Annotated in this window: 15 protein-coding genes; 8 read left to right on the top strand and 7 right to left on the bottom strand. The window is 49.9% G+C overall.

Annotated features, from left to right (window positions below):
• Nucleotides 1–204 precede the first annotated feature (204 nt).
• From recN to AC2JC8_RS02285, 5 genes are all read left to right on the top strand, one after another.
• Nucleotides 205–1,887 (top strand): DNA repair protein RecN, encoded by a 1,683-nt coding sequence (gene recN, locus AC2JC8_RS02265; RefSeq protein ID WP_484594131.1) that lies wholly within the window; start codon nucleotides 205–207, stop codon nucleotides 1,885–1,887.
• Between the two features lie 44 nt (nucleotides 1,888–1,931).
• The gene (gene uvrA / locus AC2JC8_RS02270) at nucleotides 1,932–4,847 is read left to right on the top strand and encodes an excinuclease ABC subunit UvrA (RefSeq protein ID WP_484594132.1); all 2,916 of its coding nucleotides are present in this window, start codon (nucleotides 1,932–1,934) and stop codon (nucleotides 4,845–4,847) included.
• Nucleotides 4,848–4,884: 37 nt separating this feature from the next.
• Nucleotides 4,885–5,637, top strand: coding sequence for a carbonic anhydrase (locus AC2JC8_RS02275; RefSeq protein ID WP_484420210.1), 753 nt, complete (start codon nucleotides 4,885–4,887; stop codon nucleotides 5,635–5,637).
• A gap of 73 nt (nucleotides 5,638–5,710) precedes the next feature.
• On the top strand, nucleotides 5,711–7,171 hold the full coding sequence (locus AC2JC8_RS02280) for an alpha/beta fold hydrolase (protein ID WP_484594133.1): 1,461 nt from the start codon (nucleotides 5,711–5,713) through the stop codon (nucleotides 7,169–7,171).
• Nucleotides 7,172–7,173: 2 nt separating this feature from the next.
• Nucleotides 7,174–7,347, top strand: a complete 174-nt coding sequence (locus AC2JC8_RS02285) for a cytochrome B6 (protein ID WP_461556918.1) — start codon at nucleotides 7,174–7,176, stop codon at nucleotides 7,345–7,347.
• Here AC2JC8_RS02285 and AC2JC8_RS02290 read toward each other — a convergent pair.
• The 3 genes from AC2JC8_RS02290 to AC2JC8_RS02300 all read right to left on the bottom strand — a co-directional run bounded on the left by AC2JC8_RS02290 (nucleotide 7,344) and on the right by AC2JC8_RS02300 (nucleotide 8,954).
• The gene (locus tag AC2JC8_RS02290) at nucleotides 7,344–7,529 is read right to left on the bottom strand and encodes a hypothetical protein (protein ID WP_399218993.1); all 186 of its coding nucleotides are present in this window, start codon (nucleotides 7,527–7,529) and stop codon (nucleotides 7,344–7,346) included. The two genes, AC2JC8_RS02285 and AC2JC8_RS02290, sit on opposite strands and share 4 nt — an antisense overlap.
• 65 nt (nucleotides 7,530–7,594) lie before the next feature.
• Nucleotides 7,595–8,695, bottom strand: a complete 1,101-nt coding sequence (mraY, locus tag AC2JC8_RS02295) for a phospho-N-acetylmuramoyl-pentapeptide-transferase (protein WP_484594134.1) — start codon at nucleotides 8,693–8,695, stop codon at nucleotides 7,595–7,597.
• A 7-nt stretch (nucleotides 8,696–8,702) separates the two neighbouring features.
• A complete protein-coding gene (locus tag AC2JC8_RS02300; RefSeq protein ID WP_255133080.1) occupies nucleotides 8,703–8,954 on the bottom strand; it encodes a DUF3134 family protein in 252 nt (83 codons plus the stop codon).
• Between the two features lie 48 nt (nucleotides 8,955–9,002).
• On the opposite strand from AC2JC8_RS02300, the gene AC2JC8_RS02305 reads away from it, so the two are divergent.
• A complete protein-coding gene (locus tag AC2JC8_RS02305) occupies nucleotides 9,003–9,200 on the top strand; it encodes a hypothetical protein (protein ID WP_255133082.1) in 198 nt (65 codons plus the stop codon).
• A gap of 21 nt (nucleotides 9,201–9,221) precedes the next feature.
• A complete protein-coding gene (locus tag AC2JC8_RS02310; protein WP_255133084.1) occupies nucleotides 9,222–10,442 on the top strand; it encodes an argininosuccinate synthase in 1,221 nt (406 codons plus the stop codon).
• On the opposite strand, the gene AC2JC8_RS02315 is transcribed toward AC2JC8_RS02310, so the two are convergent.
• The 4 genes from AC2JC8_RS02315 to AC2JC8_RS02330 form a co-directional block, all read right to left on the bottom strand.
• On the bottom strand, nucleotides 10,372–10,788 hold the full coding sequence (locus AC2JC8_RS02315) for a hypothetical protein (protein ID WP_255133087.1): 417 nt from the start codon (nucleotides 10,786–10,788) through the stop codon (nucleotides 10,372–10,374). The genes AC2JC8_RS02310 and AC2JC8_RS02315 overlap by 71 nt on opposite strands.
• Nucleotides 10,789–10,851: 63 nt before the next feature.
• On the bottom strand, nucleotides 10,852–11,262 hold the full coding sequence (gene rpsF / locus AC2JC8_RS02320; RefSeq protein WP_295456685.1) for a 30S ribosomal protein S6: 411 nt from the start codon (nucleotides 11,260–11,262) through the stop codon (nucleotides 10,852–10,854).
• Between the two features lie 69 nt (nucleotides 11,263–11,331).
• Entirely contained in the window at nucleotides 11,332–11,796 is a 465-nt protein-coding gene (locus AC2JC8_RS02325; protein ID WP_484401596.1) for a Tic20 family protein, read from the bottom strand.
• 9 nt (nucleotides 11,797–11,805) lie between these two features.
• The gene (locus AC2JC8_RS02330; RefSeq protein ID WP_484594135.1) at nucleotides 11,806–12,720 is read right to left on the bottom strand and encodes a shikimate dehydrogenase; all 915 of its coding nucleotides are present in this window, start codon (nucleotides 12,718–12,720) and stop codon (nucleotides 11,806–11,808) included.
• Between the two features lie 81 nt (nucleotides 12,721–12,801).
• Between AC2JC8_RS02330 and AC2JC8_RS02335 the strand changes: the two genes are divergently transcribed.
• A partial coding sequence (locus tag AC2JC8_RS02335) for an Hsp70 family protein (RefSeq protein WP_484594136.1) occupies nucleotides 12,802–13,580 on the top strand: 779 nt, incomplete at its 3' end.

Consider the following 13,580-nt stretch of genomic DNA (forward strand, 5'->3'; position numbering starts at 1 on the left):
GTGATCGTTGCAGGGTCGTAGCTGTTGAGCCCAGCAACCTCAAGAAAATCGCTCAGTTCCCTTGATTTGAGCGTTTCCACTGCTTTTTGCTGCTTTTCAGTTGATTCTGATAGGCGATTGGTTCAGCTGTGCTTTAACCCCTTATGAAACGGCCTCGCCTTAGCTACGGTTTGCATAACTTTTAGCTGTTTATCGGAGGCTGGGGTGCTCACAACTCTGCGCCTCGAAAATATTGCCTTGATCGAAGCATTGGAACTTAGCTTCTCTGCTGGTTTCACAGTGTTAACAGGTGAAACTGGCGCGGGGAAATCAATCCTGCTTGATGCGCTCGATGCAGTAACTGGCGGCGGCCAACCAGCGCGCCTTTTAAGAACCGGTGCCAATCGCGGCGAAATCGAAGCGGCCTTTTCTTTTAGCCCTGCTCTGCGCCAGTGGTGCGCTCACCAACAGTTAAATCTTGAGGCTGAAGATGAACTACTGCTCAGCCGTGAATTACGACGCCAAGACGACAAATTAATCAGCCGCAGCCGCCTAAACGGGGTGGTTTTAAACAAAACGCTGTTGGCTGAATTGCGGCCGCTCCTCCTTGATCTCACCGGCCAGGGGATCACCCAACACCTAGGCCGCCCCGGGGAGCAACGCCGCTGGCTTGATCGCTGTGGAGGAAGTGCCCTACAAAATTGCCTAAGCCCGGTGCGCCAAGCCCAAAAGGGTTGGAAGCAGGCCCTACAAGCACTGGAACAGGCGCAACAGGCGCTAAATCAGAGCGAACAAGAGCGGCAGCGGCAAGAGCAGTTGTTGTATGAACTGGAGGCAGCACAACTGGAGGATCCCCATGAGCGGCAGCGGTTGGAGCAGGAGCAGGACCGCCTTTGCCATGGGGTGAGGCTGCAGCAAGGTTGCTCTGAATTACAGGGCCGGCTGCAGGAGGGGGCCGATGCGGCGCCAGCGGTGTTGGAACATTTGGCGGCCTGTGATCAGGAATTACAGGTGATGCTTGGCCTTGATGCCAGCTTGCTGGTGTTTCAGCAGCGCTGGCTAGAGGCCCACAGCAATTTTCAGGAGTTGGCAAAAGACCTTGATGCTTATGCAAGCGGGCTGGAAGCAGATCCAGAACATCTGGCGACTCTGCAGGATCGGATTGCATTACTAAAAGGTTTGGAGCGACGCCATGGCTTGGAGCTCAGCGGGCTTATCCAGCGGCGCGACCAATTGCGCCTGCAATTGCTTGAAGCTGGAATGCAAGCTCGATTGGCAGCGCTGGAACAGGCGGAATTAACAGGCCGCTTAAAACGAGATCAGGCCTGCGCAGCCCTTAGCGCTGAACGCCAAAGAGCAGCTCGCAGCCTTGAAGAGCAGTTGATGCAGGCGTTGCGACCCATGGCTTTGCCGGCGGTGCGCTTTGCAATTGCGCTTGATCCATGTTCGCCCGGAGAAGAAGGCGCTGAAACAGTGCAGTTTCAATTTTCCGCTAATCCAGGCGAACCTTTGGCACCTTTGCAAGAGGTGGCATCCGGGGGGGAGATGAGTCGATTTTTACTGGCCTTAAAAACCTGTTTAGCCGAAGCTGATACTGGGGTAACGCTGGTATTTGATGAGATCGATAGTGGCGTGAGTGGCAAGGTAAGTGTGGCTATGGCGGATCTGTTGCGGCGTCTAGCCAAACACCGACAGGTTTTTTGTGTTACCCATCAAGCGGTGGTGGCAGCAGCAGCAGATCAGCATCTGCTGGTGCAAAAAGAAGTGCAAAACGGTGTAACCCGCACCCTGGTGCGGCCATTGCTGAACCCCCAGGATCGTGAAAAGGAGTTAGCTGAATTAGCTGGTGGTGATAGTGGTGAGGCCAGACGCTTTGCAGCGAGCCTTTTGCAGCAAAGGCTCGCTTGAACGGGGCGCACTTGCCTAGAATCGCGAATTGTTGAACCTCTCCGATGGCTCGCGCCAAGGCCATTTCAGGCGAGGTAATCCGGGTGCGGGGCGCCCGCCAGCACAACCTCAAAAACGTAGATCTCACCCTGCCTCGCAACCGCTTGGTGGTTTTTACCGGCGTGAGCGGTAGCGGTAAAAGCTCTCTTGCCTTCGATACTATTTTTGCTGAAGGGCAAAGACGCTATGTGGAAAGCCTTTCCACCTATGCCCGGCAATTTTTGGGGCAGGTAGATAAGCCTGATGTTGATGCGATTGAAGGTTTATCACCTGCGATTTCGATCGATCAAAAATCCACCAGCCACAACCCCCGTTCCACCGTTGGCACGGTTACGGAAATTCAAGACTATCTGCGCTTGTTATTTGGTAGGGCCGGTGAACCCCATTGCCCCCAGTGCGATCTTTCAATCCAGCCGCAGTCGATCGATGAAATGGTCGATCAGATATTGCTGCTACCTGATGATTGCAGATATCAAATATTAGCTCCTGTTGTGCGGGGTAAAAAAGGTACCCACAACAAATTATTAAGCGGTTTAGTTGCAGAGGGTTTTGCCCGAGTGCGTATTAATGGTGAGGTGAGGGAACTTTCAGATAATATTGAATTAGATAAAAACCACTCCCATAACATTGAGGTGGTGGTAGATCGTTTAGTAGCCCGTGAAGGGGTGCAAGAACGTTTAACCGATTCTTTGCGTACCGCTTTGAAACGGGGCGACGGACTGGCCTTGGTGGAAGTGGTTCCTAAAAAGGGTGAAGCTTTAGCTGATGGGGTGGAGCGAGAAAGACTTTATTCGGAAAACTATGCCTGCCCGGTGCATGGGGCGGTGATGGAAGAGTTATCACCACGGCTGTTTTCTTTTAATAGCCCCTATGGCGCCTGTCCCGATTGCCATGGTATCGGCTTTCTACGTAAATTTACTGAACAAAGGGTGGTGCCTGATCCAAGCCAACCTGTGTATTCAGCTATTGCACCTTGGAGTGAAAAAGATAGTAGTTATTATTTTTCTTTGCTTTATAGTGTGGGGTTGGCTTATAAGTTTGAATTGAAAACTGCTTGGAAAGATCTAAGCCGCACCCAACAGGAAGCTTTGTTATTTGGAACCGTAGAACCTATAATGATAGAAGCTGATAGTAGATATAGTAAAAATAAAGGATACGAACGTAGATTTGAAGGGGTGTTAACAATTTTAGATCGGCAATTAACCGATGCGGGCGGAGAATCGGCGCGTCAAAAGTTAGAAAAATTTCAAGATTTAGTTCCATGCGTCAGCTGCGCTGGTAAAAGACTTCGAGCAGAAGCCCTCGCAGTGCGAATTGGCCCCTTTGGTATTACTGATCTAACAGCTGTGAGCGTTGGTGAGTGTCTGAGGCGTATCGAGGCCTTGATGGGCATAGATAGTACTGGTGAAGCATTAATGAGCAGCAGACAAATACAAATTGCTGATCTGGTATTAAGGGAAATTCGCATGAGATTGCGCTTCCTAATTGATGTGGGCTTGGATTATTTAAGCCTTGATCGCCCCGCCATGACCCTATCGGGGGGGGAGGCGCAACGTATTCGTTTGGCTACCCAGATCGGAGCTGGTCTCACTGGCGTTTTGTATGTGCTCGATGAACCAAGTATTGGTTTGCATCAAAGAGATAATGATCGTTTGCTAGCTACTTTGATTAAGTTGCGGGATTTGGGTAATACCTTAATTGTTGTGGAGCACGATGAAGATACGATGCGGGCTGCGGATTACATAGTTGATATTGGCCCCGGGGCTGGTGTGCATGGCGGGCGAATAGTTGCAGAAGGTGGCATGGATGATTTAATGGCGGCAGAAGATTCGATTACCGGTGCATATCTAAGCGGCAAGCTTTCAATTCCCACCCCATTTGAGCGGCGTACTAGTAATACGCGCCGTATAACTTTACACGATTGCCATCGAAATAATTTAAATCATTTAGACGTGGAAATTCCCCTTGGCCGCTTGGTGGCAGTAACTGGGGTAAGCGGTAGTGGTAAAAGCACATTAGTGAATGAATTACTTCATCCAGCCCTTGAACATCAACTCGGCATGAAAGTGCCATTTCCTAGTGGCTTGGCTGAAATGCGTGGCATTAGCGCCATTGATAAAGTAATTATTATTGATCAATCTCCGATTGGCCGTACGCCGAGGTCTAATCCTGCTACTTATACAGGTGCATTTGATCCAATTCGCCAGGTATTTGCAGCAACGGTAGAAGCCAAGGCGCGTGGTTATCAAGTGGGTCAGTTTAGTTTCAACGTTAAAGGTGGGCGTTGTGAATCCTGCAGCGGTCAAGGGGTAAATGTTATTGAAATGAACTTCTTGCCAGATGTATATGTGCAATGTGATGTATGTAAAGGCGCTCGTTATAACCGAGAAACCCTACAGGTGAAATACCGGGGCCACACGATTGCAGATGTTCTACAGATGACGGTGGAACAGGCGGCTGAAGTTTTTACTGCGATTCCCCAGGCAGCCGATCGATTACGCACCCTGGTGGATGTGGGGCTTGGTTATGTGAAGCTTGGCCAACCGGCACCAACCCTTTCTGGTGGCGAGGCACAAAGAGTGAAGTTAGCAACCGAACTATCAAAAAGAGCAACTGGAAAAACACTTTATCTAATTGATGAACCAACTACTGGCTTAAGTTTTTATGATGTGCATAAATTGATGGAGGTGATGCAAAGATTAGTAGATAAAGGTAATTCAATTCTTGTAATTGAGCACAACCTAGATGTGATTCGCTGTGCCGATTGGATTATTGATCTAGGCCCAGAGGGCGGTGATAAAGGTGGTGAAATTGTTGTGTGTGGAACCCCAGAGCAAGTGGCGGAGCATCCCACTAGCCACACCGCCCTTTATCTCAAGCAGGTTTTGATCCAGCATCCAGCGTTGCCGCTAGCGATCTAGTTTGCTAAAATTAGATAATTAATGATCCATTTTTCAAATGCCCTCCTTTCGCTTGCAACTATCTTCACTGATGTTGCCATTTATTGTATTGCAGGCTACAGCTGTAATAGCTAAACCTCAATATGGGTATAAAGGCGATGTGTCACCAGAAAAATGGGGCCAACTCAGCCCTGCCTATCAAAAGTGCGTGGATGGCGCAGAGCAAGCACCTGTTAATATTGTAACTTCTAATGTTCAAAAAAAATCTCTTCCGGTTCCTTTAAAGCCTGATTACCCCGCAACATCTGGTGATGTAGTTGTTAATACAGGAACCACAATTCAAGTAAATACCTCTGGTGGTTTAAAAATTGGCAATCAAGCTTACAAATTACTTCAGTATCATTTCCATACACCCAGTGAAGAAGCAATTAATGGCGTTCATTTCAAAATGAACGTACATTTAGTGCATCAGAATGCGGCCGGCAAGCTCGCTGTTATTGGTGTGAACTTTAAGGAAGGTGCTAAAAATGCTTATCTAGATTCTTTCTGGAGTAAACTTCCTCGAACAAAAGGCGCTAAAGTAGAACTAAATTTACCGTCCCTTTCAGGAATTTTACCAGTTAATCTTGACTATTTTACCTACGCTGGGTCTTTAACTACTCCCCCTTGCAGCGAAGGAGTTCAGTTTTATATTCTGAAAGATCCGGTTTCGATGTCAGCTGAGCAATTAAGCAACTTTCAAAAGCTTTACCCAATGAATGCTCGGCCATTGCAGCCCCTTAATGAGCGTGTGATTAAATCTAGTAATTAATTCGTTCATAGCTTGTTATTAATAGATAATTCTAGCTGCCGTGGTTTATAGTAGTTGATATTATTTTGGTGAAATGAATATTGGCCGCTTGCCCTGGCTCCTTCTTTCCCTAATGATGTTTGCTCATCTATTGCCTCGCCCAGTGCAGGCGATAGATGAGTTGCATGTGTTGCTGCCGGTGCTGCGCCAAAAACTAACTGTGCAGCTCAAGGAACTTGCTAGCCCTGATGCCCTGTGGGCTGGTAACAGCGACATCGCTGAATTAAATCGAGCCACGAACGGTAGTTATGCCAACTCCCTGCTGCAATTACTAAACAGCCCTCTGCCTATTCAAGAAGATTTTGATAGCGATATGTCACGCCAAGGTGAGGTATTACTTGGTCGTTTGCTTGAAGTGGATGCTTCTCAACCAAACTTGCTTAAAACAGAACCTGTTTTAGCTGGCATCAAGGCCGCCCAGGCTAAATATGAACAGGTTTCTCTGCTAAATGTATTGCAGGAAATCCCTGGGGAAAGCGTAACAGTGCGATTAGATCGTGCTCTGCCTTTTATTAAGCGTTTACAAGGGCAGCAGCTTGCAGCAGCAGAACTGATTCCAAATTTTAATAAGGCAGCGCCTGCGCCTGCTCCTCTTTTGGCGCCGGGTAAGTTTGCAACCCAAACAAGTGTTGTGCTGCTGCCAGCTACTGAAAATCTCATTGAACCTTTAGAGGTAACCGTTGTGCGTCCGCTGGATAAACCCAGCTTGCCGCCTGTTGTTATCTCCCATGGATTATGGGATTCCCCCAGCAGCTTCTTGGGTTGGGCTCAACATTTGGCTTCCCATGGGGCAGCTGTTTTCTTGCCCCGTCATGCCGGGAGTGATCGCAATCAGCAAGCTGAAATGTTGGCTGGCCATGCAGCGCCTCCAGCACCTGTTGAATTCCTCAGGCGCCCTACTGAGGTGAAAGCAGTTTTAGACGCTTTAGAAACTGGCAAAATCCCAGGGGCGGCTGGTGTTATGCCTCGCAATGTGCTTTTTATTGGTCATTCCTGGGGCGCCACCACCGCTTTGCAATTAGCTGGAGCCCGCAGCGTTGCTTCCGATCTGTGGAATGCTTGCAAAGATCCTGAACATCCAAAACGCAACCTCAGCTGGGTATTGCAATGCAGTTTTCTGCCAGCGGCAGTGGCGGCTTCATTCGCTGATCCCCGCATCAGCCGTGTGGTGGCGGTAAGTCCACCGCAGGCTTTGGTTTTTGCAGCCGGTATTTCAGATTTAAAGCTGCCGGTTTTAGTGGTTTCAGGTAGCAATGATCTGGTGGTGCCGCCAAAACCAGAAGCACTGCTTCCATTTTCCCAATATCCAAAAAATGGCAGCCAGCTAGTGATAGCCGAGCGAGGTACCCACTTCAACTTGCCAGCGGGGGCTGATTCAAATGGCGGTCCGTTGCGGGCCTTGCTGCTCCAATGGCTAATTGCAAAACCGTTTGATGCAAGCACTGGCATAACAGATCCGGCCAGTTTGCAATTAAGGCTTGGCGGCGGTACTTAGAAATGAAGTTAGAAATGGGATTTACAAGTTTGATTGCCTACGCCACTGCTGGTGATCCAGGCGCTCTGCCATTTGGCCTTGATATGGTTAATTTACAAAATAGTGCACTGCTTTACCTTGGCTTATCAGGGTTGGTTTTTATTATAATTTGGATACTTGGTTTTAGAAAAGGTTAATTAGTTTCAAGTATTAAATCTAATTGTTTTTCAGCCGCTTCTTCACTAATAAAGCCATAAGCTTGAAATAAGGCCGGATCTTGGTGGGCTATTTGTTGCTTACCATTAATTTGTACCACTTCAAAACCTGCTTCAGCCATACGGCGCATCAACTTTGCTGCTTCTTCAAAGCGGGCTGCCATTGCCGCTAAACTACTGCAATCTTGGGTTAATCCTTTTTCCTTCCAGGTGAAATAGGGCATTTGTTTTATGGCCTCAGCACTAAACCAAACAGCACTAATATTAAACTAACACCCCAAAAACTAACTACCACCTGCAGTTCAGGCCAGCCCCCTTCTTCAAAATGATGATGTAATGGAGCCATGCGAAATAAGCGATGCCCTTGGCCATCACTGCCTTTTGTTGCCTTAAATACCCACACCTGCAAAATCACAGATAGCGATTCCGCAAGCAACACCCCACCCATTAATAACAAAGGCCAAAGGCTGTTTGAAAGCAGCGCGATAGCACTAAGGGCTGCCCCCATCGCTAATGAACCCGTATCTCCCATAAATACTTGGGCAGGATTGCGGTTGTGTAATAAAAAGCCGAGCCAGGCCCCTGCTAATGCAGCGCAAAAACCTGCAAGGGCTGGATCACCGCTATTACCCCGCAGCATCAGCTGCAGCCCTAAACCCATAAATACAATTGCCCCAACGCCAGCGGCTAAACCATCGAGGCCATCTGTGAGATTTGTGGCATTACTTTCAGCTAGAAATACAAATAAGGCCAGGGGCCAAATCAATAACCCAAGTGGTAGCCACCAACCAAAAGGTAAGGCGATGCTGGATGGGATCGCTTCATGCAGAGCGGCCCAAAGCAAAAATAAGCCAGCGGCTAGGGCCTGCAACAACAACTTGCCTTTGGGGCTTAGGCCTTTATTTGTTTGTTTTGTGAGGCTGCGCCAATCATCTATTCCGCCAATTACTAAAAAGGCAAGCGTTACAAGCGCCACGGGCATTAGGCGTTGATCTCCAGGGCTTACCAAGCCCCCCACCAACACTCCGCAGGGCACTAGCAATAAACCACCCATGGTGGGTGTGCCGGATTTGCTGTGGTGCGATTGGGGACCCTCTTGGCGGATCACTTGCTCCATTTTTAAAGCTTTTAGCTTTGGAATTCCCCAAAAACACACCAACCAACTAAGCGCAAAGGCCAGCAATAAGGGGCTGCTGAGTTGAAATGCGCCTAGGTAAAGATCAAGGCCAGCAGCAGATAGCAGCAGCAGTGCGATCAAACCCCAAGCCCACAACCTGCCAGAGCCAGGGAAATTTTGGGCGGGCTTACGGCTGTAGCTGGAATCAATCACCTTGAGCTCAGTCTTCCCAATTCTCTTCTTGGCTTTCTTCTGGTTGGGAGTAATCCTCTTTCTCACCCATCAAGGCGGAGAGCTCTTCTTCTTCCACTGTTGCTAGATCAGCACTGGCTGTTTCTTCTTCTGCCACCAAGCGGCCGCTACTTTCAAGCCAACTAAGTAGATCGGGTTCATCTCGCAGAGGCAATACCGGCGCTGGAGCGCTGCGGTCGTAGCGGGTGAGAGAGGGGTTGAAGCTATCTAGCTTGGTCAACGCTGTGTTATCCAAACGCTCTGTTCTATGAAGTTTTAACCTTAGCCCATGCCATCAAAACTGATCCAACTGTTGATTGCCTGGGGTGGAGCCCTGTTGGGATCTGGGTTGCTGGTTTACGCCGGCAGCACAAGGTTGCAATTGCCCCAGAACCTACTTTTTATTTGGGCGCTTTTGCTGGTGTTACCCATCGCAATGGGGTTGTGGATTGCTGCCCGCTGGCAGGCCACATCCGAGAATCTCTAAGACACAATCGAACTACTGCATATGGCACGGGCAAACAAGGTGGTACTTGCCTATTCAGGTGGGGTTGATACCAGCGTTTGTATTCCTTACTTAAAAAATGAATGGGGCGTTGCAGAGGTGATCACCTTTGCGGCTGATCTTGGCCAGGGGGATGAACTGGAGCCAATTCGCCAAAAAGCGCTGGATTCCGGCGCTTCTAAATCGATTGTTGATGATCTGATCGAGCCATTTATTAGTGAATTTGCTTTCCCCGCCATCAGGGCTAATGGCCTTTATGAGGGCCGCTATCCCCTCTCAACGGCTTTGGCTCGCCCCTTAATTGCAAGGAGGCTGGTGGAAATTGCGCGGGAATTGGGGGCTGATGCCGTAGCCCATGGCTGCACCGGAAAAGGTAACGATCAGGTGCGTTTTGATGTGGCAATCGGTGCGTTAGCGCCAGAGCTAAAGGTGCTAACTCCGGCGCGGGAATGGGGAATGAGCCGTGAAGAAACCATTGCCTACGGCGAACGCTGCGGTATTCCAGCTCCGGTAAGCAAAAAATCTCCCTATTCCATCGACCTAAATCTGTTGGGTCGCTCGATTGAAGCTGGCCCCCTGGAAGATCCAGATGTGGAACCACCAGAGGAGGTTTTTGCCATGACCAGTTCGATAGAAGCTGCCCCGGTAAATCCTGAAATTGTGGAAATAACTTTTGAGCAAGGCAATCCTGTTGCGATAAATGGCATTGCATTGGATCCAGTAAGTGTGATTCGCAAGGCCAATGCCCTTGCAGGCAACCATGGTTTTGGCCGCCTAGACATGGTTGAAAACCGAGTGGTGGGGATTAAAAGCAGAGAAATTTATGAAACCCCGGGGCTGCTGCTTTTGATTCGCGCCCATCAAGAATTAGAGAGCCTCACCTTGGCTGCCGATGTATTGCGCACAAAACGGCAATTGGAAAGCCAGTGGGCTGATTTGGTGTATCAGGGGCTTTGGTATGGCCCATTAAAAGAAGCGATTGATGCCTTCATCAACTGCAGCCAGCGCACCGTGAATGGCAAGGTGCGCCTGAAACTACATCGCGGCAACGCAATAGTTGTGGGTAGAAGCAGCAGCAACAACAGCTTGTATGTGCCAGATATGGCTACCTACGGCGGCGAGGATCAATTTGATCACCGCGCTGCCGAAGGTTTTATTTATGTGTGGGGTCTTCCCATTCGGCTGTGGGCAGCAGCCCAACGTCGTAACGGCCCCCGCGGATAACCCGCAGCAGAGGAGGTAGCGGTAAAGCCCTTTGGGGTATTGGCGGACGCCGTTCAGGGAAACGCAGCCGCACCTCCCCGGGTTGGGGCATCAAGCGTTCAACTTGCCCGCGCAATCTTTCATTTTCAGCGATCAAGAGTTGTTGTTGATCTAAAACCGGTTGAAGCCGCTGTTCAAATTTCCGTTCAAAAATGCCGGGAAGCTCCTCCAGCAGTGCTTCCAATTCCTGCAATTGAGCGTTGGTTTGTTCACGCTCTAAATCTCTACGCACATCACTGGCATGGGGTTCCAACTCCTCAAGCCAGCGTGGCAGCGGGTCTTGTTCCACTGGCCACTTTGCCTGCATGCAGCCTCGTTGTTCTGCGCGACCCTATCGGTGCAAACAGCACCTAGCAAGCCTTGACACTGCTTAATCGTTGTCGCTCGCACCGGGTGCAGCAGCAGCCATCAGATCACGATCTTGGCGTGGGGCGCTGGTTTCCATAGGCGCTACGGGGGTGGTGCTGCGGCCTAAGGAGCTGTGTTGGCCGATGTATTTAACGGTGAGATACCTGATCACGTCTTCACTGAGGCGCATTGCCCGCTCAAGGGGTCCCACCTGCTTGCCATCACCGCTGTAGTTCAGTTGAACGTAAACGCCCTCGCGGTTTTTACCGATGTTGTAAGCCAAGCGACGCTTGCCGCGCTGCTGGTTATCGATGATCGTGCCACCGTTTTCGGTAATGAGATCGCGATATTTGTTGGTGTGGGTTTCAACCTCATCTTCCGCAATATCTGGGCGGAGGATATACATCGTTTCGTAATTGGGCCGTTCGCTCATGGTGCCTGTGGGGTGAACCCGAACCTGTAGTTCGGAGGCTATTTCCAGCTATTCGCCAGATTTATCAGCTTACAACTGCATCCGCACCGCTTCTGAGATGGTTGGTAGATCCGCCTCTTTACCCCTAGAGCATTGCAGCAGGGCATAAAGAAGCACTGCTAAGCAACCGATAAAAATTGTGTTGTTCAAGGTGCGCAGCACAATGCTGTCGCCAAGGGGTGAAAGCAGCACCCCAAAGCCGAGCGCTAACAACTGCAATAAAATATCTATCAGGATTGCCTGCAGGGCATTGAAGCGCAGGTAATTGGGAACTTTTGGGTTTCGCACCACCGCTAAAAACAGCACTAAAAACAAAACAAAGCCGCCAAAAGGCACGCTTTGATCCAGTAATAAAAGAGGTAGAGCCGGCCGCTGCAGCCAGATCAGCCAAGGGAACACTGAAATAAGTGCGCTGCCAAAGGGCAAGGCATCGCTCCAGGGCAATAGGTAAAAGAGCACGGCCAGCAACCGCTGCCAAGGGGGTATTTGATTCATACAACCAAGTTAGGGTTTCTGCTGCTTTAGGGCTTGTTCAACGGCGTTACCCATTTGCTTGAGGGGCATTTGGGGCAGCCCAGTCCAAAGTTTTAGGGCAGCAGCACCCTGTTGCAGCAACATCTCCAGCCCGTCTTGGCAGGCCAGGCCCAAGCTGGCAGCGTCTTTCAATAAGCGGGTGGGCCGAGGGGTGTAAACAACGTCGTAGATCAAGGCGTTGCCTGGCAGCAGGGCAAGTTGCTCCAGGCTTAAGGGGCTTTGCTGCTGCCATTCCCCCATGCCTAGGGGGGTGCCATTCACCACTAAATCCACCTGGGGCAGCCATTGCTGCAATGGGGTTTCCCAAGGCAACAATTCAAGGGCTGGTGCCCAGTGGCCCACCTCATTTTTTAGGTGTTCCAGTTTTTCCATACTTCTGCCCCGCAAAAGCACCCGTTTAAAACCCAGCTCAAGGCAGCTGCGCAGCACTGCCCGCACCACCCCGCCAGTACCTAGCACCAGTGCTGTGGCGCCAGGGGGAAAACGAGCTTGCAGCGGAGCAAGAAAACCGCTCCAATCGGTGTTTGTGCCATGCCAACCCCCTTTGCCATCAGGCACTAGGCAATTAACGGCCCCCAACTGTTTGGCAATGGGGTCGATGCTGCTAACAAGATTTGCAATTGTTTCTTTATGGGGAATCGTGACGCTTACGCCACGGCAACCAATTGCAGCTAATCCTTGCACCGCTGCTGAGAGATCTTTTGCTGCAACTTTTAAGGCTAAATAACGCCAGTTCAAGCCCAGTTGCGCTAACGCAGCGTTGTGCATTACAGGCGATAGAGAATGGCTGATCGGATTACCAATAACCGCTAGTAATGCGGTGCGGCCATCGATTGGGCTTGGGTGGTTAATGGTTTTGCTTGGGTAATGGTTTGTTCTAGCCATGGTTCGGGAACCACACCTCGTCGGGATGGACCCCTTTTGCCGAGGATGCAACAAGTTTGAAACGTTTTGCAAGGAGTTTCTATGGGAAAAGTTGTTGGCATCGATCTCGGCACAACCAATAGCTGTGTTTCGGTGATGGAAGGTGGAAAACCCACCGTTATCGCTAATGCAGAGGGGTTTCGCACCACTCCTTCCGTGGTGGCTTACACCAAGAACCAAGATCAATTAGTGGGCCAAATCGCTAAACGCCAGGCGGTGATGAATCCGGAAAATACTTTTTATTCGGTGAAACGTTTTATCGGTCGCCGCGTTGATGAGATAAATGAAGAAGCTAGTGAAGTGAGTTATGGCGTAGAAAAAAGTGGCGCCAATGTAAAAGTTAAGTGCCCAGTATTAAGCAAGTTATTTGCCCCTGAAGAAATCGCAGCTCAAGTGTTGCGCAAGCTGGCGGAAGATGCTGGCAAGTATCTCGGTGAACCGGTTACCCAAGCAGTAATTACTGTTCCCGCTTATTTCAATGATTCCCAGCGCCAAGCCACAAAAGATGCCGGCAAAATTGCTGGTTTAGAGGTGTTGCGGATCATCAATGAGCCAACGGCAGCTGCACTTGCCTACGGCTTGGATAAAAAGAGCAACGAACGCATCTTGGTGTTTGATCTTGGCGGCGGCACCTTTGATGTTTCTGTGCTTGAGGTGGGAGATGGGGTATTTGAGGTGCTCTCCACTTCCGGCGATACCCACCTTGGCGGTGATGATTTCGACAAGGTGATCGTTGATTATCTCGCCGATAGCTTTAAGGCAAATGAAGGCATCGATCTACGCCAAGATAAGCAGGCTTTGCAACGGCTTACCGAAGCTGC

It is taken from the genome of Synechococcus sp., from assembly GCF_982614295.1.